A 23622-nucleotide genomic window follows, 5' to 3' on the forward strand; every position below is an offset into this window, starting at 1 on the left:
AGGTGTAAAGTCAGAAATGACATAGCTGAGCTGTACTAATTGCCCGAAAACTTACCAATGGTCTACACACTCAATTTTCTGCACACTTGTTATGAATTAAGATACAAGAGGTAAGACACAAGATACAAGACTTGATGTTTGAAACTCGATACTTGATAAGAACTTAAAAACATTAATCTCGAGAGAGAGCCTGTTGAATTTATTGGAATATCCATATGAAGAAAACAGAAAGATTTAGGCGGCCTAGCGCAGGGGTCCCACCTCTTCCCATCCCGAACAGAGAAGTTAAGCCCTGCAGCGCCGATGGTACTGGGGTTACACCCGGGAGAGTAGGTCGCCGCCACATTATTCAGACCCTTTGGTTCATTCCAAAGGGTCTTTTTGCGTTTAATACCTTTGAAAATAATACATAAAAGACTTGAGACAAGAGATAGGAGACAAGAGATGTGAGATAAAAAATACAAGATACAAGACTTGGCTTCTCTGCGAATGATGCTTTAACGCTTAAAACCTTTTAAACTAATCACCCAATCACCCAATGAACGCTTAACCTTTTTTCCTTTCCTATGTTAAAACAGAAGACATGGATTTGATGGGAGGGTGCGGATTTAAAAGACACATAAAAACCTAATCGATCAGCATTATCCTTGTGATTATAAAAAACAAATTGTCAAAAGCAGTCAAAAGTGGTATTTGTTTCGGACCGAGACTAAGTCTTGAAACAGATCAAGCAAAAGTTCATTAATTAACTTTTTTTTTAGAATATAGATTAGGTTGATTTATTTTGATAGTTTGGAGTTGAATTCAATGCACCTGCCTTTATAATCCCAAAAGCCACACTAACCTTTTAACTGTTTTAATTCCTTCCCCAATTCACCAATAATTCAATTAAATGATTTGAAATTATTACTTAATTTTCTTAGGAAATTGCTTTTTATACCTGATAACTTTTCTTTAAATCAAATCATTTGAAGGTAACTCCCTCATAATCTATATATCATTTGTTTTTTCAATTCTCAATAGAAAATAACGATTTCTAATAGAAAACTTAAGGATGTATTTTTGTCTTTTAATAATTGACAACATAATAAAAACATATAAGTATATGAAAAAAGTAATTCTAGTATTTGTACTGTTGGCAAGCTCTGTCTTGACTGCAGTGGCACAAGAAAAAACACCTGTTGATGGTTGGTCTGGGGCAACAAAGAAAAGTCCTAGTGCAGCAAAGGTTACTGGTAATGTGGATTGGTGGCCTAATCAGTTAAATCTAGGTATTTTAAGACAGAATTCAGAACTATCAACTCCTCAAGGAAATGATTTCAGCTACATAAAAGAATTCAATAGCTTGGACTATGAAGCTTTGAAAACGGATCTTCGTGCATTGATGACCGATTCTCAGGATTGGTGGCCAGCGGATTTTGGTCACTATGGTGGATTATTTATTCGAATGGCTTGGCATAGTGCAGGTACCTATCGATCTGGTGATGGCAGAGGTGGCTCACGTTCAGGGCAACAAAGATTTGCGCCACTCAATAGTTGGCCAGATAACGGTAATTTAGATAAAGCAAGAAGATTACTTTGGCCAATCAAGCAGAAGTATGGCAATAAAATTTCTTGGGCTGATCTGATGGTTCTAACTGGAAATGTCGCATTGGAATCAATGGGTTTTGAAACATTTGGTTTTGCTGGAGGTAGAGAAGATGTCTATGAACCAGAACTAGATGTTTATTGGGGAAAGGAGACTAAGTGGTTAGATGATGAGCGTTATAGCGAAGGGCGTAAATTGGAAAATCCTCTTGCAGCAGTGCAAATGGGTTTAATTTATGTTAACCCTGAAGGACCGAATGGTAATCCTGACCCGATCTTGGCTGCCCATGACATTAGAGAGACTTTTGGTAGAATGGGGATGAATGATGAAGAAACTGTAGCGCTTATCGCTGGTGGACACACTTTGGGTAAAACTCACGGAGCTGGCCCAGCTGAAAATGTAGGTGTGGAACCAGAAGGAGCTCCTATCGAAGATCAAGGATTTGGATGGAAGAGTTCCTACAAATCTGGAAAGGGTGCTGATGCTATCACTTCAGGATTGGAAGTGACTTGGACATCAACTCCTGCACAATGGAGTCACGATTATTTGACTTTTTTATTCAAATATGAATGGGAATTGACAAAAAGTCCAGCTGGAGCACATCAGTGGGTTGCTACTGATGCTGGAAATATTATTCCTGATGCATTTGATGCTGATAAAAAACAGCCTCCCTACATGCTTACGACGGACCTTTCTTTGAGATATGATCCTGAATATGAAAAAATCTCTAGAAGATTTTTAGAAGATCAAGATGCTTTCAATGAAGCATTCGCAAGAGCTTGGTTTAAATTGACACATAGAGATATGGGGCCAAACACAACCTATTTAGGTCCTGAAGCACCAAAAGAGGATTTGATTTGGCAAGATCCAATTCCTGCAGTAAACCATCCTTTGGTTAACGCTGGTGATATAGCTAATCTAAAAAAACAAATTTTGGATAGCGGACTATCAATTTCTGAATTAGTAAATACCGCTTGGGCTTCAGCTTCTACTTACAGAGGTTCTGACAGAAGAGGTGGTGCCAATGGTGCAAGAATCAGATTTGAGCCAATGAAAAATTGGGAAGTCAACAATCCTGCACAGCTGAATAAAGTGTTGGGTACTTTGGAGAAAATCCAATCTGAATTCAATGCAAAAGCAGGGGCTAAAAAAATATCATTAGCTGATCTGATCGTCCTAGCTGGTACTGCTGGAGTAGAAAAGGCAGCTTCGAATGCAGGATATAAAATTGATGTTCCATTTACACCAGGTAGAATGGATGCGCTCGAAGAACAAACTGATGAAGAGTCTTTTGCTTTGTTGGAGCCAATGGCTGATGGATTCAGAAACTATTTGAAGACACAATACACGATTGCAACAGAAGAATTATTGGTGGACAAAGCACAACTATTGACTTTGACGGCTCCTGAAATGACTGTATTGGTAGGTGGTATGCGTTCTCTTCATGCAAACTATGATGGATCGAAACATGGTATTTTCACTGAAAAGAAAGACGTTTTAACCAATGATTTCTTCGTAAATCTTTTAGACATGAGCACAGAATGGAAAGCTGCTGATGAAACTAAAGAGATTTTTGAAGGAAGAGATCGAAAAACAGGAGAACTGAAATACACAGCAACTAGAGCGGATTTGATCTTTGGATCTAATTCAGAACTGAGAGCTTTAGCTGAAGTTTATGCTCAAGATGATTACAAAGAAAAATTTGTAAAAGACTTTGTGGCTGCTTGGGATAAGGTAATGAATCTTGATAGATTTGATTTAGTTTATAAGAAGTAATCAAAATTGAAAACATAAAAAAGCCAGCTCATTTGGGCTGGCTTTTTTTATTGAATTGCTTTTAATTTTGCTTTAAAAATCAACTCATAATCCAATTCTTCTTCTCTATCATAGCTTAGCCATAAATTACCTTCCTGATCTATAAACTCGATATTACCAACACGCTCAGGAAGTGTAATAGGTTTTATCTGCCCTTCTGAATTCAGAATTGCAAAATGCCATTTGTTTTTCTCGAAAATTTTTGAAAAGATATCCATTGGATTATCTACATTCTCACTTACTTCCTTGTATTCCGCGTCTGTAATTCCTTTTGAATATTGGATGATTATCATGTCTTCATAAACAAATAATTTATCAATACTCCCAAAGGTAAAGTCTTTGACATTTATCCCAACATTGTCATTATCCACGGCATCGGGCGCAATACCTTCTTTTTCGATGAATTTGTCAAATTGGATATTAATTTGTTTCTCAGGTTGATCAAGTTTATTGAGATCATAAATCCAAAGCTTCGGTTCATTCTTGAAAGCAACATATAATTTTCCATCATGAATATCAATGGCTGGTGTAACGGTCAATACATTGTGGATTTTCTCGGAATTTTTATATTTAGAATTTTCTGGAAGCGGCATCACTTCTACAAAATTCCCATCTTTCAAACTGATTTTTTCTAATTGTTTAGCCTCAGGATTTACATAAAATGTACCTTTTCCATCTCTACCTAAGAAGTGTACTAAAGCGCGGTCTTCATCCAGAAAATGCAGAATATTTGCATTAGAGATCGTAAGGGAAAGGGTAACTGGAAAACCTGGTTTTGCCGTTCTGGTTAAATCTCCATTAAAATCAAAAGCAAAGACGCCATTTTTGCCTGTTATTGCCCACTCATTTTTTTTCACAAATTGTGGTCTTGAAAGAGGAGAACCCCCAATGGCATCGGGTTGGTCACCTGATTTGTTGAATGTACCAACTACTTCACCATCAGTTGAAAATAATAAGACATCCATATTTTGGTTGTTGTAAGCTAGGATATGCTTTCCATCTTTACTGATATCAGACCAGCTCACGGAACCCAAATAATCAATCATCACAGAATCAATAATATCGAACTCAAATGACGTGGCATCAATATTTACTTGTTCTTGATCTTTTTCTTTACTACATCCACTTTGAAAAATTACTCCTCCAATAAGAATTCCAGCTGCTAAAATATTTTTAAAACTATATTTATTCATAACAGGGTATAAATTGATTGTGAGAAAATAAAATTAGTTAAAAAAGTATAATAAGCAAGTGAATTCTTGATAGGGAATAGGGAACTAGTCTTCAAAGGAATTGATTTTATTACATATGATTGTACGCTTCTTTGCTAATAGCACTAATTCTAAGAATTAATGAATATTTCTAAACAATAATAAATAGTTACTTGTCCGCCGTGGCAGATCTAATATTAAAGAATCTGGGAGTCAAGCCAAATAAGTTTTTTATTTCTTTGCTGACAAAGTTCAATATTCCTCAATTCAATGATTAACAATTTCCAACCTATTGTCGATTAATTGCTGATTTGTATTTAGAATCACTTTCTTTTCAAACATTTGACTAAAAATTAATTAATTTTGTAACATGACTAAGCAAAAAGAAGAGTTAGAACACCGCTTAAAATTAAGAAACATAAAATTATCTGATTATGATGATGTTAGAGAAATCATGGTCAGCATTTATAAAGAACCGGGAGGCGCGTGGACAAGGCAAGAGTTGAAAAACCAACTTAAAGTATTTCCTGAAGGGCAGATTTGTATAGAAGATAATGGTAAAGTTGTAGCAGCAGCACTCAGTCTGATTGTGGATTACACTAAATTTGGCGATAACCATACCTATGATCAAATCACAGGATTCGGGAAATTTGACACACATGATCAGGATGGTGATACACTTTACGGAACTGATGTCTTTGTAGATAAAGAGTATAGAGGGATGCGTCTGGGGAGAAGGCTTTATGATGCTAGAAAAGAGCTTTGTGAAAACCTAAATCTCAGATCGATCATTGCAGGAGGTAGAATACCGGGCTACATCAAATATTACGATCAAATGACACCAAGGAAATACATTGACTTGGTAAAAAGCAAGGAGATTTTTGATCCCGTATTATCTTTTCAGTTAGCAAATGAATTTCACGTTAGAAAGGTAATTACCAAATATCTTCCTGAAGACACTGATTCTAGAGCTTATGCGACACTTTTGGAATGGATCAATATCTACTATGAAAAGGATGAAAAGCTTATTGGGAATAAAAAATCTATTGTAAGACTTGGCTTAGTACAATGGAAAATGCGTCGCTTCAATGACGTAGATGATTTAATGCAGCAAGTAGAGTTTTTTGTGGATACCATTTCTGGTTATAAATCAGATTTCTGTTTATTTCCTGAATTCTTCAATGCACCTCTTCTGGCAGCTTTCAATGACATGGATGCTTCGGAGGCAATAAGAAATCTTGCTGATTATACAGATGAAATTGTTACAAGAATGAGAGATCTGGCTCTTTCTTACAACGTGAATATCATAGCAGGTAGTATGCCTGAATATGATGGCAAAAAGCTCCGAAACGTCAGTTACCTTTGTAGAAGAGATGGTACTGTAGACAAACAATATAAGCTTCATATCACGCCGGACGAACAATCTTATTGGGGCTTGCAAGGTGGGAATGGAATCAAAGTATTTGATACAGACGCAGGGAAAATCGGGATCCTGATTTGTTATGACGTAGAATTCCCGGAATTGGGTAGAATCCTTGCAGAGCAGGAAATGGATATTTTGTTTGTTCCTTACTGGACGGATACTAAAAATGCCTTCTTGCGTGTCAATACTTGTGCAAAAGCACGTGCTGTGGAAAATGAATGTTATGTTGCCATCACGGGATCTGTAGGTAATCTTCCACGTGTGGAGAATATGGATATTCAGTATTCACAAGCTGCGATTTATTCACCCTCTGATTTTTCATTCCCGCATGATGCGACGGTAGCCCAAGCATCTGAAAATGCAGAAACAACCATCGTAGCCGATGTAGATTTGGATCTTCTTACCAAACAAAGAAAAGCAGGTAGTGTAAGAAACCTTGATCAAAGAAGGCTGGATTTATATTCTATTCATTGGAAGAAAAAGAAATAAGATTATGCAAAACTACCTCTCAGGAATGACTGAGGAAATTAAAAATAAAGCAAAAGAAATCCGATTGATCATCACTGATGTAGATGGTGTACTTACAGATGGAGGGATTATATATGATGACAATCAGTTGGAGTATAAGCGTTTTAACGTCAAGGATGGCTTGATCGTAAGTCATTTAAGAAGAAATGGAATCCTGGTTGGTGCCATCACTGGGAGAAAGTCAAAAGTGGTGGAAGATCGATGTGAAGAGCTGAATTTTGATTTCCATTATCATGGAATCAAAGACAAGGGAAAGAAGCTGAAAGAGATTTTGGAAACCTTGGAAATAGAATTGTCCGAGGTTGCGTATCTGGGTGATGACTTAATTGATTTACCTATTTTGACGCAAGTGGGGTTGTCAGTTTGTCCTGCGGATGCATTGCCTTATATTCAAGACAAAGTTGACTTGGTGTCATCTCTGAATGGCGGACAAGGTGTTTTTAGAGAAGTTGGAGATATTGTGTTGATAGCAAAAGGATTATTAGATGGGATTATTGAAAAACTAGTAAATCACAATCATGAATAGAAATACTCAGGTAATGAAAATCACTGAAAATGTGATTTTGGGAGCAGATAAGCCCGTGCTTTTTGCAGGTCCTTGTGCAGTGGAAAGCTTTGACATCTGCATAGAAATAGGCTCAAAAGTGAAAGAACTGGCTGATAAATTTGGTTTTTCTTATGTATTCAAAGCTTCTTTTGACAAAGCAAATAGAACTTCCTCAGGATCATTTAGAAGTATCGGAATGGATAAATCCTTGGAAGTTTTACAAAGAGTAGGAAAGCAGTTGAATGTTCCTTTGGTGACTGATATACATGAAAGTTACCAAGCAGCTGAGGTTGCAGAAGTTGTGGATGTGCTTCAGATCCCTGCATTTCTTTGTCGTCAAACAGATTTGTTATTGGCTGCAGGGAATACAGGCAAGGCAGTAAAAATCAAAAGAGGCCAATTTATGGCGCCTGAAGATATGCAGTATGCAGTGACTAAAGTCAGATCGACTGGTAACGAAAATGTTTGTTTGACAGAAAGAGGATTTTCTTTGGGATATCACAATCTTGTGGTAGATATGCGTGGACTGCCCATTATGCGCCAATTTGCTCCAGTAGTATTTGATATTACACATAGTGTTCAGCAGCCGGGAGGACAAGGTGGGACTAGTGGTGGGCAACGTGAATTTGCTCCTTTTTTGGCAAGGGCTGCAGCAGCCACGGGAATTGATGGGTTTTTTATTGAAACGCATCCCGAACCTGAGAAGGCATTGAGTGATGGGCCTAATTTGATCCCTCTTCATAAAATGGAAGGCTTTCTTGAGATGCTAAAAGAGTCTTGGGAGCTTGGAAGGAAATACCAAGATTTTGAGGTTAAATAATTATAACTGAATTAAAAAAGGGGATTCAACTTGTTGAACTCCCTTTTTTTTTGGACTTTTAAAGATATGAAGAAGCTGTATATTTCATCCTTAGTGCTATTTGTAGTTGTTTTTTTACCCCATCAATCTTTTTCTCAAAATCCTCAAGACCTGATAGCTGGATTTATCAGAAGCCTAATAGAAATGGATAGCCCAGAAAATAGTGGTAAGGTAAATGATCAAGAGTTATTCAGTTCTGTAGTTATCAAGAGATTCTACAGTGATCGCTTTTTTAGTCCTACTTGGTCTAATGGTGTCGTGCTTCCAGAAATAGCTTATGAAATGCGCTATGAAATTCAGCAAATCAAATTTGATGGTCTGAATCCAACAGATTATCATTTGAATGCGATCAATTCACTTTTTGAAAAATATGAAAGGTCGAAAGATTCAAATAATGATTTTCAATTAGCTGATTTTGCTGCATTGGATATTCTCTTGACGGATGCTTATATCATAATTTCCTCTCATTTATATTTGGGAAAAGTCAATCCTGATAACCTTAAATCTGAATGGAATATTCAAAGATCAGCGCCTGAACTGATGATTGATAGGAGGCTTGTAGAGGCAATTGCAAATCAAAATATTAGAAAAAGTTTCGAGGAGCTTTATCCTTCATTTACCATTTATAAAAGGATGAGGGACGGATTGCGATTTATGTATGAGCATCATGACAGGTTTGATAAAAAATATATAGGGAAGTGGAAAAAGCTCAAAATCGATAAATCCCTCAAATTAGGAGATTCGCACAATCAAATGGATGAAATAAGATCGCGACTTCAGTTTTGGAATTTTGTAGCCCAATATTTTCCTGCAGAGGAGAAAGTTTACGATAGTTTGTTGGAACAGGGCATCAAACTATTGCAAAAGAGACATGGCTTAGAAATGGATGGTGTAATTGGTCAGGGGACGATTCATGCACTCAATCAATCACCTGAAGATCTCATCGCTACTGCAAAAGTAAATATGGAGAGATTAAGATGGCTTCCAGCAAATATTAAAGATCAAGAATTAATCTTGGTGAATACTGCGAATTATCAATTGGATTTCATCTTAAAAAGAGATACAATTTTAAGTTCAAAAGTTATTGTGGGCAAAAGTTATCATTCTACCCCTCAGTTCAGTGCAGAGATGTCATACTTGGTTTTTAGCCCAACTTGGACAGTCCCCAATTCTATCACGAGAAATGAAATTATCCCTTCAATCAGGAGAAATCCAAATTACCTTGCAAGCAAGAACATGAATGTCATCACCAACTCAGGAGCAGTAGTAGATCCTTCTACTATTGATTGGCAGAAAGTGAATGCAAGAAATTTCCCTTACATGATCAGGCAAGAACCCGGAGAGCAAAATTCCTTGGGATTGGTGAAGTTTATGTTCCCAAATAAATATAGTGTGTATATTCATGACACACCTAGCAGGAGCTTGTTTGCTAGGGAAGACAGGGCTTTAAGCCATGGTTGTATTAGAATTCAGAAACCTACAGAACTTGCGAAATTACTCTTAGCTCATGATAAGCAGTGGACCGACGAAAAGATAAGAGAATCGATGGGGCTCAAAAGAGAGCGTGTAGTGAATTTGGATAGAAAAATTCCCGTGGTCATTTTCTATTTGACGTATTGGACAGATACCACCGGCCAAGAATTCTTTAGGCAGGATATTTATAATAGAGATAATGAAATCCTTAAAGTACTTACCGAAGGACCGAGAGAAAAATCAAGAGTTTAGAATGTTTGACCTTGTAAGGTAATTTGGGTCATTTCCGTAGATAAAAAGTACAGCTTGCTCTTTGATCAAATCAATTACCAATGCTGTTTCTTCTTGTGGTAGTGCAGGGCATCCTAGGCTTCTACCAAGACGGCCAGTTTGATGAATGAATTCCTCTTCTGCGTACGCGGCTCCATGAATCACAATTGCTCTTTCCCTCGCTTTATCATTAAATCCCGCTTCTAATCCATCAAGTCGTAGGGAATATCCATGCTTTCCTTGGTATGTTTCTCCTGTAAGGTAAAAACCAAGACTACTCATGTAAGAGGAGTTTGTGTTTGAGAATCTTTCCGCGTTTAAATCCCCTGAATTTCTTCCGTGGGAGACAAAGCCGTGATGAATTATTTTACCCGAGTTCATTTCAATGATCCAAAGCCTCTTTTGTGTAGAAGGAAGTGAAAAGTCTATTACAGTTAATGGTTTACTCTCTGAAAGATCTTTTTGATTGATCAGTTTTTGATATCCTGATAGTGCGTAATTCAAAATAGCTAAAGAAGGCAAGTCATATTCTCCATTTGAAGGATTTTCGTTGATGTATTTAGCATCTATTGAAATATTTGCACTGAGATGTTTATTTTTTATTTTACCATCAGCAGAAATTAAGTTCGTAAAAACAGCTGATAAAATAAATATGATAGAAAGGACGATTTTTTTCATATGTCAAGGTAATGCAATTCAATTTAATAAAGTTCCATCAAATTCATAGTCAGCATATTGAGAGTAGGATGATCTGTAATGATACTTGTATGTAATTATGTTGCAAATAATTTTGAGGATGATGATTATTTAGGAAGCAGAAAGGGTATCAATTGATATTTATCATTTCATCAATTGCTTTAAAACACAACATTCTGTTTGGCTACTGGTAGATTAGCGGATATACTTGTTGGAAAAATTAGAGGGTCAAGTTTATCATTTGTTCTACACTGTTAATTAAATTTTTTTCAACCTATCATACTTGATAATGGCATGAAAAACCAGTATGGAACTGTTTATTACCAAATGAATGTTTGATGTCGTGTTTGTGAAACACCAAATTATATTTACAAATACAACGCTAACATTGTAAAACGATTTTATTCAGCTGTATGTCAATGTTTTAAAAATTTTGTTTAAAGTATTGTAGTAAATATTAAACAAAAATTAAAAATCTCATGTTTATCCAATAATGAAAATAGCAGTATACAGAAAAGAGCACTTCAATTGTGCACACAGATTACATAACCCATCGTGGTCAGAAGAAAAAAACGAGGCAGTTTTTGGAAAGTGTAATAATAAAAACTATCATGGACATAATTATGACCTGACAGTTAAATTGTTAGGACCTGTAGATCCAGAAACAGGTTACGTTTATGACATGAAGGTCTTGAGCGACCTAATTAAGAAAAATGTATTAAATAAATTCGATCATAAAAATTTAAATTTAGATACAGATGAATTTAAAAACCTTAACCCAACTGCGGAGAACATTGCTGTGGTTATTTGGAATATTTTAAGAAAAGAAATTGATAATAAATACGAATTAACTATTCGACTATATGAAACAGAAAGAAACTTTGTTGAATACGATGGGAATTAATATTAGCAGGGATATTGACGAAATCGGTGATGAACACGTAGGAACATCATTTGAAACACCACTTAGGGAAGATGCTTTTGAAATGGATGATGAACTCAAGATTGAGTTAATCGAAAAGCATTTTAAAGAGATTATGCATGTTCTAGGCTTGGACCTAACTGATGACAGTTTGAAAGGCACTCCTAGAAGAGTTGCTAAAATGTATATTCAAGAAATTTTTAGTGGTCTTGACCCGAAAAATAAGCCCGACGCTAAATTATTCGAAAATAAATACAAGTACAATGAAATGTTGGTGGAAAAGGACATTACCTTTTTCTCAAACTGTGAGCACCATTTCGTGCCTATATATGGAAAAGCGCATGTAGCTTACATTTCAAATGGGACAGTAATAGGTCTTTCCAAAATTAACAGAATAGTACAATATTTTGCTAAAAGACCACAGGTACAAGAGAGACTGACGATGCAAATTGGAAACGAACTAAGAGAGATTTTAGGTACTGATGACATTGCTGTTGTGATCGATGCACACCATATGTGTGTTTCATCAAGAGGGATTAAGGATGTAAATAGTTCTACAGTCACTTCTTTTTACAGCGGAAAATTCGAAAGAGAAGAAAATTCAAGAAATGAATTCATGAAATATATTTCTCTATAATATATAGAAAATTGAACCAACAAATCTGGCCAAAACGATAGTTTTGGTCATTTTTTATGTATTGCTTCAATAAACAATTTCATCTAGAATTGATTAATTAAGTAAAGAAAAGAAAATGAAAGATAAAAATATAGTGGTGATTGGTGGGAACTCAGGGATAGGAGCTGATGTAGTTTCGAAGTTGGAAAAGCAAGGAGCGAATATCTTTTCTTATTCTAGATCTGCGGAAGGTGATTTCCAGTTGGACGTTACGACCGAATTCAAAGAAATCCAAGGATTGCCTGATGTTATCGATGGAGTAGTTTACTGCCCAGGCTCAATCAATTTAAAGCCTTTTCATAGATTTTCAGTTGAAGATTTTAAAGATGATTTTGAAATAAATTTGCTTGGGGCAGTGAAGGTGTTGCAAGCTTGTCTCAAAGGTATGAAAAAATCCGATTCAGCATCTGTTGTATTGTATAGCACAGTTGCGGTCGGAGTTGGTTTAGGTTTCCATTCTTCTATCGCTAGCGCAAAAGGGGCTGTAGAGGGACTTACCAGATCATTGGCGGCCGAGTGGGCTCCAAACAAAATAAGAGTAAATTGCGTGGCGCCATCTTTGACAGATACTCCACTAGCAAATCAACTTTTAGGAAATGACGATAAAAAAGAAGCGTCAAATAAAAGACATCCTCTAGGAAGATACGGTCAACCACAAGATATTGCTGCAGCCACTGTATATTTGCTTTCCGAAGATGCATCATGGATGACTGGTCAGGTTTTACACCTTGATGGGGGAATGTCTTCCGTTAAAGGAATTTAAATCCGTTTTGTTTAAACAAAACAAGCTTTTAATATGTAATAATTTAGGGTATGTTCCCTGAGTAACAAGTACAATGATTATGAAAACTCCACCGGAATCATTTTTGATTTTCAAGGAAGAATTGAAGAAGGCTAGACTTGAGAAAGAGAGGCTTCAAAAGGAATACGAGGCGAAGCTATCTGAGATGAACATCGAGTTAGATAGATTAAAAGAGCAAATATCTGCGCAACAAGAGTTGATGAAAACAACTTTGGAATACGCAATTCGTTTAGAGGAGAACTTAGACACTTTTAAGGTCGAAGTAGCTAACACCCCGACGATGAAAAAAAAGTCTTTTCACTAATCATCCAACCTAACCTTCATATACAATGAACGCAACTGTCAACATCATTGAAACCAATAATTTTAAATTAATTTTTGAGGAAAGAGATGCTAGAGTTTTTGCCAGTCAGGAAAAAGGAATAGTTATCTGTGAACTCCTTTCAGATTACGTGCCGATAGATAACTTTAAGAGTATCTTTTTGAGAATCTCTGAAATCGTCAAGCAAGGTGGTTTTACAAAGTTTATTTTTGATAAAAGGGCTTTGAGAGCTTTCCACCAACCAAGTATGGAATGGTATTTCTTACATTGGAAAAATGAAATGCTTGAGTATGGTTTACAAAAACATAGAAAAATATTACCAGCTGAAAAATGGTTTGAAAAAATGGTTATGATAGCCAAGGAACAAATCATGAGAAACAACCCTGACAATATTATAGAATTACTCGATATTAGCTACTGTGACTCCATCGAAGAGGCAATTATAGTATGATGAAATCTTTCAATAAACAATCCCTTCTAGAAGCTGATTCAGCCTTTAGAAGGGATTTTGTCAATGCACTTGCAGGCTACAAAAGCTTGAACCTTATCGGGTCGAAAAGTCATGCAGGACAAACCAACTTAGCACCTTTTTCTCAAGTATTTCACATCGGAGCAAGTCCTCCATTGGTTGGAATTTTGTTTCGCCCACATACTGTAGAAAGACATACCCTAGAAAATATCCTAGAAACCGAGTGTTTCACACTCAATCATGTGCATGAATCTTTTTATCAACAAGCACATCAGACAGCAGCGAGCTATAAAGAGTCTGAGTTTGCAGCAACCGGGTTAAAAGTAGCTTATAAAAATGATTTTTTCTCTCCGTTTGTAGAGGGGAGTAGAGTTCAATTGGCTTGTAAGCTTGTCGAAAAACAAACCTTACAGGTAAATGGAACGGTATTTATCATCGCTTCCATCGAAGAAGTTCATGTAGATGCTGAAGGTCTTAGAGCTGATGGATCATTGGATTTGGATGCCTTGGGAACTGTGACGGTATCGGGTTTGGATGAATATTATGTAGGAAAGAGATTGGCTAAATTGAGCTATCCTAAGCCGGGAAAGGATTTGGAGGTTTTGATTTAAAGATTGTATTAGGCGTTTTCTTTTTCTGACAGAAGCTACATTTTTGATCCCTATAATCCCCCATTTCATCACTTTTAAGCTTATTTTAATCACGTATTTTTTGATTATAAATTTTTATTAGTTTGATTTAAGTCTACTAATTTTATTTCTACGGTGTAAACATTGACTAACCAGTGACGTTATTTGGATATGTCTTTACTGGAATTGACTGCTTCAGGACTTTATTGTCCCCAAGCTGATGTATTTATTGATCCATGGAAGCCTGTCGATAAGGCAGTGATTACCCATGCCCATGCTGACCACTCCCGATGGGGGATGAAGCATTACCTGGCACACTATCATTCGGAACAAGTAATGCGGCTGAGGTTGGGACAGGATATCAATTTAGAGACGCTGGAATATGGAGAACCAATTCACATCAATGGAGTCCAGATTTCGCTCCATCCCGCAGGACACATCCCCGGCTCAGCGCAAGTGAGGCTAGAATACAATGGCAAAATCGTCGTAGTCTCAGGAGATTACAAGGTCGAAGATGATGGGCTTGCAGCGGCATTTGAACCAGTCAAATGTCATGAATTTGTATCTGAATGTACCTTTGGCATGCCTGTTTACACTTGGGAGCCACAAGCGGTGATCATAGAAAAAATCAATGCTTGGTGGAAAGCAAATGCCGAACAGGGCAGAAATTCAGTGCTTTTTGCCTATTCCTTGGGCAAAGCACAACGGGTTATCAATAATTTAGACCTGTCCATTGGTGAAGTTTTCGCCCATGGAGCCATATGGAATGTCAATCAAGCCTTAATCGCAAATGGGGTGAAAGTGAGAGATATTCCCAAAGTCACACAAGAGATTCCAAAAAGTAGATTCAAAGGATCCTTGATTATGGCACCGCCTTCTGCCATGGGAACACCGTGGATGAAAAAGTTTTCTCCATACCGCACAGGTGTTTGTTCAGGTTGGATGACCATTCGTGGGGCAAGAAGGAGAAGAGCAGTGGATACTGGATTTGTCTTGTCCGATCATGCAGATTGGCCAGGGTTAATTCAAGCGATTCAAGCAACAGAAGCAGAGAAAGTTTACCTCACACATGGAATCACGGCTGTTTTTGAAAGATATTTGGAAGAGGAATTGGGTGTGGAGGCCGTGGCTTTGGAGACGCTTTTTGAAGGAGATAATGCAAGTTTCAACGAAGATTGATTTGAGTAGCCAAACATTCTTCCGAAAATTTTAGCATTTAATTTCACCAATTGTCAAGTGCTGATTACCTTTGCGCATGGCAGAACAGATTTTGATCCTTGATTTTGGTTCTCAGTACACACAACTCATCGCCCGAAGAGTAAGAGAACTCAATGTATATTGTGAAATTCATCCTTACAATAATATCCCTGAAATCACCTCAGACATCAAAGGGGTGATTCTTTCTGGAAGTCCTTGCTCAGTTAGAGACGAAGGTTCACCAGATTTAGATTTAGATGTTTTTAGAGGTAAACTCCCTCTTTTGGGTGTTTGCTATGGTTCCCAACTCCTTGCTCAAAAATATGGAGGTGAAGTACTTCCTTCTGAAATCAGAGAGTACGGTAGAGCCAATTTAAATCATATTGACACCCACTATGATTTGCTCAAAGAAATGAGTCATGGATCGACTGTATGGATGTCACATGGGGATACCATCAAGGAATTGCCTGATGGATTCGATGTAATAGCAAGTACTTCTTCTGTTCGTGTGGCAGCCTTTAAGATTCAAAATGAAGAAACTTATGGGATTCAATTTCACCCAGAAGTGACACATTCCTTAGAAGGAAAAAATCTCCTTAGAAATTTTGTAGTTCAGATTTGTGGATGCTCCCAAGATTGGACCTCTGATGTGTTTATCGATGCAACAGTAGAAGAGCTTAGAAATAAGTTAGGAGATGATAAGGTAGTCATGGGACTATCTGGAGGAGTAGATTCTTCTGTAGCGGCAACGTTGATTCACAGAGCTATTGGAGCCAATCTCTATTGTGTGTTTGTTGATAATGGACTTTTGAGAAAAAACGAATTCGAGGAAGTACTTCATTCTTACAAAGACATGGGGCTAAACGTGATCGGCGTAGATGCAAAGCAGCGTTTTTATGATGCTTTAGCAGGTGTGTCTGATCCTGAATTAAAAAGAAAAGCAATTGGAAATGCTTTTATCGAAGTTTTTGACTTGGAAGCAAACAAGATTGATGGAGTCAAATGGTTGGGTCAAGGGACAATTTATCCTGATGTGATCGAATCTATTTCTGTCAAAGGTCCTTCTGCAACCATCAAATCCCACCACAATGTAGGCGGTCTTCCTGATTTCATGAAATTGTCTGTTGTTGAGCCATTGAATACCCTCTTCAAAGATGAAGTGAGAGAAGTGGGAAGAGCTTTGGAAATTCCTGAAACGATCGTTGGAAGACATCCATTCCCGGGACCAGGACTTGCTATCAGAATTTTAGGAGACATAACAGCTGAAAAAGTAAAAACGCTCCAAGAAGTAGATTATATCTTTATCCAAGGCCTCAAAGACCACGGACTCTATGATCAAGTTTGGCAAGCTGGAGCGATCCTTTTACCAATCCAATCTGTCGGCGTTATGGGTGACGAGAGAACCTATGAAAAAGTGGTTGCCCTGAGAGCGGTAGGTTCTGTAGATGGCATGACAGCAGACTGGATTCACCTGCCTTATGAATTTCTTGGTAAAATGTCTAACGAAATCATCAATAGAGTCAAAGGAGTGAATAGAGTAGTTTACGATATTTCATCCAAACCACCTGCAACTATTGAGTGGGAATAGAATATATTTTTTCCTAAATGAATTGTAAACATTTAAGCCAAAGCATCTGCTTTGGCTTTTTTCTTTTCTATGACCGTAAAATGGATTAAATTCGTAGCCAATATTACAGGAACGATATTTGGGCTGCTGTGGACTGTTGACCGTGGACTATGGACAATTATCGCTGGTAGCCACTGCGAATAATGTAAATACTATATTTGGACTGCTGTGGACTGTTGACCGTGGACACCTGTGCGCCTTGGCGTAGTTGACAATTTTCGTGAATAATATGCACACTGATATCATGGCGGATAACCATAAAATTAAATTATAAACACATGAAAAGTACCTTTCTTTTGTTTCTATTTGTCTCTTTATTTTTTGTAGAATCTTACGCCCAAGATCAACTTGCTAGCTACAATAGAGCAAAAACCCTAATAGGTTATGGCAATTACAAAGAAGCCATGGACTTGTTGCGCCCCTATTTGGATGAAACGCAATTTGGTGAATTATCAAACTACGCAACTTATCACTTTGCACATGCGGCTTTTCTGAATAGTCAATATGCCTTGTCAAAAGCTACCTTGATGCCCCTTTTAGAAAAAAAGGCATGGAAGAGAATAGATGATGCAAATTACCTGATGGCCTTGATCCACTTTGAAGAAGGGAACAATTCAGAAGCTTTGAATACTATCTTACAAATCACTGATCCTGCGATCATAACCGAAGCCGATAATGCCTCTTTTAAATATCTTAAAGAAGCTTCTTTAAGTTATATGGTTGGTAATATCAAAAAGTACGAAAGTAATCGAGGTTTTTTATTTGCACTGAAAACACAATTGGAAAGTCAAACAGTCATGTCATCAAATGACAGGTCGGTTTACAATCAGATCAAAGATGTCAAACTAGATCCTCTAGATAATACGCATGAACGTACGCTAAGAGTTAAGAATAACGGTGTTTTGGATGTGGCAATCGTCTTGCCTTTCAATTATACAGGAGGAAAGGGAGTGAGTAATATTGGTGCGGGGAATTTTATTTTTGACTTATACCAAGGGATTGATTTTGCAATAAAAGGAGCAGTTAAAGAAGGCGTCCAATTGAATGTAAAGACATTTGATACAGAAAGAAATCCTTCTAAAATTAACAGCATTTTTGCAGATCCGTTTTTTGATCAAGTAGACCTAATTATCGGGCCGCTTTACCCTGAAGAAACCGACGTTGTAGCAAAATTTGCTCAAAAAAATCAAATTCCATTTATCAATCCTCTTTCTAATGTGGATGATAAACTGGATGCCTACGAATTCGCGTATTTATTCCGTCCTTCGATTTCTTCGATTTCTGAAGGTGTATTTGAATATTCCAGAAAATTTATCCAAGGGAAAAGAATTGCTATAGGCTATTCTAATTCGACTAGGGACGAGCAACTTGCAAAGAAAATGGTTTCAGATGCCACAAAATATGGCTTTCAGATTGTCGCTAATCAAGAAATTACAGATAGAAATATCAGAACCTTTTTTACTGACCTGAATCTAAGAAGTGGAAATGCTACCGCAAAAGCAGATATCATCATTATCCTAAGTGATGATCCAAATGTAGCCTCACCAACCTTTGGACTCTTGGAATCTATATCTGGAAACACGCCTGTAATGGTGATGGACACTTGGCTGTTTTTCAATTTTGCGAATTTTGAAATGCTCCAAAACCAAAATTTCCACTTTATTTCAAACAATACCATACGCTTTGCAAGTTCTCAAGTAGAAGAGTTCAGAGAAGCTTTTTTTGAAGAAAATCAGATCTATCCATCCCTCAACGCACATTTGGGATATGAATTGATGAATTGGGTAACAACCACAATCAACAGCTCAAAAGGATTTGATTTCAGAAAAAATTTGAATGAAATCGGAAGAAGCGAAGGAAGAATTTCCTACGGCTTGGATTTTAGAAATAGCCGAAACAATAAATTTGTACCCATTCTGAAATTGGAAAATGGGATTTTAGAAGAGAAATAAAATAATTTCAATGCAGATTAATAAAAGTAAAGCCTTATTTGAAAAGGCTCAAAATTATATTCCAGGAGGTGTGAATTCACCGGTTAGGGCATTCAGAGCAGTAGGAGGGAATCCTATTTTTATCGAAAGAGCAGATGGCGCCCATATCTTTGACGCGGATGGCAATAGCTACCTAGAGCTGATCAACAGCTGGGGACCAATGATCCTTGGTCACAATCACCCCATGATCAAAGAAGCTGTCATCAAAGCGATGGAAAATGGGACGTCTTTCGGAGCGCCAACAGCGAGGGAAGTGGAAATTGCTGAATTGATCACCAAGATGGTCCCGTCTGTTGAGAAGGTCAGAATGGTCAACTCCGGAACGGAAGCAACCATGTCTGCCATCAGAGTGGCAAGAGGATTCACCGGTAAGGATAAGTTCATCAAAATGGAAGGACACTACCATGGACATGGAGACTCCTTCTTGATTGCTGCAGGTTCAGGTGCCATGACCATGGGCAATCCCGATTCACCAGGGGTAACGAAAGGAACAGCTAAAGATACATTAATTGCTCCATACAATGATTTGGAAGCAATTGAGGAATTGGTGAAAGTGAATAAAAATGAAATTGCTGCCTTGATTTTAGAGCCTGTTCCGGGCAACATGGGATTGGTAACACCGAAACCGGGTTACTTAGAAGGTTTGAGAAAAATCTGTGACAGAGAAGGAATCATATTGATTTTTGATGAAGTGATGACAGGCTTCCGCTTGGCAAAAGGTGGGGCTCAAGAACTCTTTGGTGTAACGCCAGACATGACTACCCTAGGTAAAATTATCGGTGGAGGAATGCCTGTAGGTGCTTATGGAGGAAAAAAAGAAATCATGGAGTTTGTATCACCTGCAGGACCGGTTTACCAAGCAGGAACGCTCTCAGGGAATCCAATAGCCATGGCAGCGGGTCTTACGATGCTCAATCACCTCAATTCACATCCCGAAGTGTATACCACGCTAAATGCTGTTGGGGATAAGATTGTCTCTGGTTTTAGAAAATCCTTAGATAAGTTAGGATTGAATTATACCATCAATCACTTAGGAAGTATGTACAGTTTATTCTTCACTGACGAAGAGATCTTTGATTTTGCCTCAGCAAAACAGGCAGATACAGCGCTGTTTGGAAAATACTTCCAAGCCATGCTCCATAGAGGAGTGTATTTAGCACCATCACAATTCGAAAGTTTATTCCTCTCCACAGCGCTGACTGACGATTACATCTCCCAGATCGTAGAAGCCAATGAAGTCTCTTTAAAGGAGATATTGAGTTTTTGATAAAGACGAGACATAAGAAGTGAGATACAAGATTTAAGATTCAGTTATCCTTAATTATACTGGTTTAACCAATTTAACCTAGTTACCCATTTGCCTAATTAAAGTTTAACGATTATAACGCTTAACCTCTAACCTAATTAACCTATTCAACTATTAACTTAATTAACCAACTAACCTTTAACTACAAGATCATGCAACTCAGAATATACGGAATCAAAAATTGTAACACGATGAAAAAGACCTTCGATTTTTTGGAATCAGAGGGCATTGAATACGAGTTCGTAGACTACAAAAAGCAAGCTCCAAGTGCAGCTTTATTGGTGAAGTTCGCAGATAAAGTGGGTTTTGAGGCCTTGATTAATAAACGCGGAACAACTTATAGAAAATTGGAAGATGCAGACAAGGAAAAGTTGGGATCTGAAAACTCAGCTTTGGCGGTATTAGCAGAAAAGAGCTCCATGATCAAAAGACCAATTGTCGAGTTTCCGAATGGTGAATTGGTATTGGGCTTCGAGCCAGAGGAGATAAAGGGAAAGATGTAAAATATTAGGGGAGGCGATAAGCCTCTCTTTTTATTTTAACTTTAATTAAATTCTTTTTCAGGGGGATCCTATGATTGGATAGCATCAACTACTTAAAATTCGAATAATAATAAAAATTGCAATTTCCTTATTTTCAACAAGTAAACAATGTAATTCTAACCGTTTAGAATATTCTAAAAGTATTAATTAAATATAAATAAAAAAAAATAAACGGATAGGAATTGATCTCTGTCTGTTTATTAAAATCTTCAATTATGTTGATCTTGTTTGTGCGGCTAGGTGTAGATTTAATCTACACCTTCAATATTTTTTAAGATGAATTATGAAAAGTATTTGTCTTTTTTTAGTCAGTGACCATCAGTTCAATCTGTTCAATCGGCGTTCTATTGGCATGTAGATGACACAGATATTGCTGGTTATCACTGATCTTGTTTGTGCGGCTAGGTGTGGATTGCATATACACCTTCAATATTTTTTAGGATGAATAATGAAAGGTTTATCTTGTTTAATCAGTGACCATCAGTTCAATCTGTTCAATCAGCGTTCTATTGGCATGTAGATGACACAGATATTGCGGGTTATCACTGATCTTGTTTGTGCGTCTTTATGTAGACTGCATCTATACCTTCAATATTTTTTAGGGTGAATAATGAAAAGTTTATCTTGTTTAATGCATACAGCGGTCAAAGTGACCCCCTATCAGCGCTGCAAAGTGACCCCCCGGAGTTAAGTAATTTTTTGGTCAGGAGTAGTGGACTTACATCGCGTTAAAGTTATTGTTTTTCGGGATTAATATTACGTTTTCTTCTCAGGGATTCTCCCTTTAGTTCTATCCGGTGAGCATCGTGCACAATTCTGTCCAAAATAGCATCTGCAAGAGTTTGATCTCCGATTATTTCATACCATGCACTGACCGGTAACTGCGAAGTGATGATGGTGGACTTTTTACCATGTCGGTCCTCTATAATCTCCATCAGCAACATTCTGCTCTGAACATCCAGGGGTTGTATCCCAAAGTCATCGAGTATCAACACATCAAGTTTTTCGAGTTTGAGCATCTCTTTGATAGAAGATCCATCAGCCTTAGCCATTTTCAGTTGGGTAAGCAACTTGGTTGTATTCGCATAAAGGACTTTGTGTCCCTTGCTACAAGCCTGATTGCCCAAGGCACAGGCAAGATAACTCTTACCTGTGCCTGTACTTCCTGTCATCAGAATGTTTTCTCCTTTGTGGATGTATGCTCCGTCTGCGAGTCTCAATAGTTGATTTTTGTCCAGTTCACGCCCGGGACGAAAATCCAGTTCCTCGATAGTGGCTTTGTATCGGAAACGTGCACCACGAAGGCTTCGATCCATCCTGCGGTTTTGACGGTCATCCCATTCGTTTTCCACGAGCAGACTAATCAGTTCATCCGGTGTAAGGGATGACAGAGAGCCGGATTCTGTGGCATGACTGAAGCTTCGTGACATGCCGTAAAGCTTCATTTTTCTCATTTTTTCAATTGTTTCTTGTATCATTGGAATTGGTGTTTGTTAACTGAAGTATCTGTTGCCACGGATGTTGTGATGTTTGGGCATCTGGGAAGACTCATCCAGCTGTTCATCGGAAAAACTGATTGCGTCTAAATTTTTGGAAAGTATCTGTTCAATCATAGGATAGGTGTAAACACCATACTCTGACGCTCTTTTGCAGGCTCCGGTGATCCGCTGTGAACCCACTTTGCGGGCAAGATGAAGGATCCCGGAGCAGGATCTATAACCTTGCTCCGGGTGGGGAATAGATTCCATCAGGCTGGATAGGAATTTCCCTACCTCCTTGCTGATCTTATTGCCTTCACTTACAAAGAATTCATAACTCCAATCGGATACATACTTCTGGTTTCCGGCCAGATGATCCCTTAGTGTCGTGTACTTATGCTTCCTTTTATCGCGTTTGTGTTTGGCTATAGGATGATACTTGTAAAAGATCTCTACCCGGTCATCATTGAAAAGGACTTTGACTTTCTTTCCCATATACTGGTGGGGGACACTGTAGTAGTGTTTATCCTCTCCAAGACAGATGTGGGTGTTTTTCATTACAGTGCACACTTTGACACTCATCAGCTGATATGGAAGTTCGGGAAGTGCCAGCAGACTGTTCCGCTCAAGTGTCTCAAACTGTTCCCTGCGACTTTCCTCACCTCTTAGCGCATAGTCATTGTAGTTAGCTAACAAAGTAAAGAGTGCCTCATTGAGGCTTTCAAGAGATAAGAAAACTTTACCTTGTAGCTCCATATAAATCCTCTGATATACCAATCTAACAGCTCCTTCTACTAGAGACTTTTCTCTTGGCTGACGCGGTCTTGCCGGAATGATAGTGGTGTTGTAATGCTCAGCAAAGGTTTCAAAGGTCTCGTTCAGGATAGGAGAGTATTTGCTACCTTTGGTAACTGCAGACCGGAGGTTGTCAGGCACGATCACCCTTGGAACCCCGCCGAAGAACTCCAGCATCCTTGTGCAGCTTCCGATGAAGTCGGGTTTCTGCTGGGTGTATGTGGCTTCCACATAAGTGTATTGAGTACAGCCCAACGTAGCCACAAAGACCTCTACAGGAAAATGCTCCCCTGTATCGGGATCAGTGACATAGAGCTTTTTGCCCGCATAGTCGATGAATACTTTATCTCCGGCTAGGTGCTCAAAATGCATCGTTAGTCCCTGCTTACCCACGTATTGCCGAATATGTTTGCGGAACTGGCTGGCCTGAAAACCGTCAGGATGCTTCTGTCGGTA

At 37.9% G+C, this 23622-nt stretch carries 20 protein-coding genes and 1 rRNA gene; 17 read left to right on the forward strand and 4 right to left on the reverse strand.

Annotation, left to right across the window (positions count from 1 at the left end):
* Positions 1-234: 234 nt before the first annotated feature.
* Both rrf and katG read left to right on the forward strand, forming a co-directional pair.
* Positions 235-346 (forward strand): 5S ribosomal RNA (rrf, locus tag IEV57_RS04825).
* A gap of 759 nt (positions 347-1105) precedes the next feature.
* The gene (gene katG / locus IEV57_RS04830) at positions 1106-3364 is read left to right on the forward strand and encodes a catalase/peroxidase HPI (RefSeq protein ID WP_188440218.1); all 2259 of its coding nucleotides are present in this window, start codon (positions 1106-1108) and stop codon (positions 3362-3364) included.
* Between the two features lie 47 nt (positions 3365-3411).
* On the opposite strand, the gene IEV57_RS04835 is transcribed toward katG, so the two are convergent.
* Complete coding sequence (locus IEV57_RS04835; RefSeq protein WP_188440220.1) at positions 3412-4596, reverse strand: hypothetical protein; 1185 nt, start codon at positions 4594-4596, stop codon at positions 3412-3414.
* Between the two features lie 388 nt (positions 4597-4984).
* Here IEV57_RS04835 and IEV57_RS04840 point away from each other — a divergent pair, with 388 nt between their 5' ends.
* The 4 genes from IEV57_RS04840 to IEV57_RS04855 all read left to right on the forward strand — a co-directional run bounded on the left by IEV57_RS04840 (position 4985) and on the right by IEV57_RS04855 (position 9696).
* Complete coding sequence (locus tag IEV57_RS04840) at positions 4985-6526, forward strand: bifunctional GNAT family N-acetyltransferase/carbon-nitrogen hydrolase family protein (protein ID WP_188440222.1); 1542 nt, start codon at positions 4985-4987, stop codon at positions 6524-6526.
* Between the two features lie 4 nt (positions 6527-6530).
* Positions 6531-7091 carry a KdsC family phosphatase gene (locus IEV57_RS04845; protein ID WP_188440224.1) on the forward strand — a complete coding sequence of 187 codons (561 nt, stop codon included), beginning with the start codon at positions 6531-6533 and terminating at the stop codon, positions 7089-7091.
* Positions 7084-7932: a 3-deoxy-8-phosphooctulonate synthase gene (kdsA, locus tag IEV57_RS04850; protein ID WP_188440226.1), complete on the forward strand. Its 849-nt coding sequence runs from the start codon at positions 7084-7086 to the stop codon at positions 7930-7932. The genes IEV57_RS04845 and kdsA overlap by 8 nt, the downstream gene beginning before the upstream one ends.
* 66 nt (positions 7933-7998) lie before the next feature.
* On the forward strand, positions 7999-9696 hold the full coding sequence (locus IEV57_RS04855) for a L,D-transpeptidase family protein (protein WP_188440228.1): 1698 nt from the start codon (positions 7999-8001) through the stop codon (positions 9694-9696).
* Here IEV57_RS04855 and IEV57_RS04860 read toward each other — a convergent pair.
* Positions 9685-10392, reverse strand: a complete 708-nt coding sequence (locus IEV57_RS04860; protein WP_188440230.1) for a murein L,D-transpeptidase catalytic domain family protein — start codon at positions 10390-10392, stop codon at positions 9685-9687. The two genes, IEV57_RS04855 and IEV57_RS04860, sit on opposite strands and share 12 nt — an antisense overlap.
* Positions 10393-10903: 511 nt before the next feature.
* Here IEV57_RS04860 and IEV57_RS04865 point away from each other — a divergent pair.
* From IEV57_RS04865 to IEV57_RS04915, 11 genes are all read left to right on the forward strand, one after another.
* Positions 10904-11314: a 6-pyruvoyl trahydropterin synthase family protein gene (locus IEV57_RS04865; RefSeq protein ID WP_188440232.1), complete on the forward strand. Its 411-nt coding sequence runs from the start codon at positions 10904-10906 to the stop codon at positions 11312-11314.
* Positions 11274-11969 carry a GTP cyclohydrolase I FolE gene (gene folE / locus IEV57_RS04870; protein WP_188440234.1) on the forward strand — a complete coding sequence of 232 codons (696 nt, stop codon included), beginning with the start codon at positions 11274-11276 and terminating at the stop codon, positions 11967-11969. Before IEV57_RS04865 ends, folE begins: the two co-directional genes overlap by 41 nt.
* A gap of 115 nt (positions 11970-12084) precedes the next feature.
* Positions 12085-12771, forward strand: a complete 687-nt coding sequence (locus tag IEV57_RS04875) for an SDR family NAD(P)-dependent oxidoreductase (protein ID WP_188440236.1) — start codon at positions 12085-12087, stop codon at positions 12769-12771.
* 79 nt (positions 12772-12850) lie between these two features.
* Positions 12851-13114, forward strand: a complete 264-nt coding sequence (locus IEV57_RS04880; protein WP_188440238.1) for a hypothetical protein — start codon at positions 12851-12853, stop codon at positions 13112-13114.
* 25 nt (positions 13115-13139) lie between these two features.
* Positions 13140-13583, forward strand: a complete 444-nt coding sequence (locus IEV57_RS04885) for a hypothetical protein (RefSeq protein WP_188440240.1) — start codon at positions 13140-13142, stop codon at positions 13581-13583.
* Positions 13580-14212 carry a flavin reductase family protein gene (locus IEV57_RS04890; protein ID WP_188440242.1) on the forward strand — a complete coding sequence of 211 codons (633 nt, stop codon included), beginning with the start codon at positions 13580-13582 and terminating at the stop codon, positions 14210-14212. Before IEV57_RS04885 ends, IEV57_RS04890 begins: the two co-directional genes overlap by 4 nt.
* A gap of 189 nt (positions 14213-14401) precedes the next feature.
* Positions 14402-15409: a ligase-associated DNA damage response exonuclease gene (locus IEV57_RS04895; RefSeq protein ID WP_188440244.1), complete on the forward strand. Its 1008-nt coding sequence runs from the start codon at positions 14402-14404 to the stop codon at positions 15407-15409.
* Between the two features lie 76 nt (positions 15410-15485).
* On the forward strand, positions 15486-17015 hold the full coding sequence (gene guaA / locus IEV57_RS04900) for a glutamine-hydrolyzing GMP synthase (RefSeq protein WP_188440246.1): 1530 nt from the start codon (positions 15486-15488) through the stop codon (positions 17013-17015).
* Positions 17016-17332: 317 nt separating this feature from the next.
* A complete protein-coding gene (locus IEV57_RS04905; protein ID WP_188440248.1) occupies positions 17333-19006 on the forward strand; it encodes an ABC transporter substrate-binding protein in 1674 nt (557 codons plus the stop codon).
* Between the two features lie 10 nt (positions 19007-19016).
* A complete protein-coding gene (hemL, locus tag IEV57_RS04910) occupies positions 19017-20312 on the forward strand; it encodes a glutamate-1-semialdehyde 2,1-aminomutase (RefSeq protein ID WP_188440249.1) in 1296 nt (431 codons plus the stop codon).
* A gap of 191 nt (positions 20313-20503) precedes the next feature.
* On the forward strand, positions 20504-20854 hold the full coding sequence (locus tag IEV57_RS04915; RefSeq protein ID WP_188440251.1) for a Spx/MgsR family RNA polymerase-binding regulatory protein: 351 nt from the start codon (positions 20504-20506) through the stop codon (positions 20852-20854).
* Between the two features lie 773 nt (positions 20855-21627).
* Here IEV57_RS04915 and istB read toward each other — a convergent pair.
* Both istB and istA read right to left on the reverse strand, forming a co-directional pair.
* A complete protein-coding gene (gene istB, locus IEV57_RS04920; RefSeq protein WP_188440253.1) occupies positions 21628-22371 on the reverse strand; it encodes an IS21-like element helper ATPase IstB in 744 nt (247 codons plus the stop codon).
* Positions 22372-22386: 15 nt separating this feature from the next.
* On the reverse strand, positions 22387-23622 hold a 1236-nt coding region (istA, locus tag IEV57_RS04925), incomplete at its 5' end, for an IS21 family transposase (RefSeq protein ID WP_188440255.1).

Source organism: Belliella aquatica, from assembly GCF_014637795.1.
Taxonomy (GTDB): domain Bacteria; phylum Bacteroidota; class Bacteroidia; order Cytophagales; family Cyclobacteriaceae; genus Belliella; species Belliella aquatica.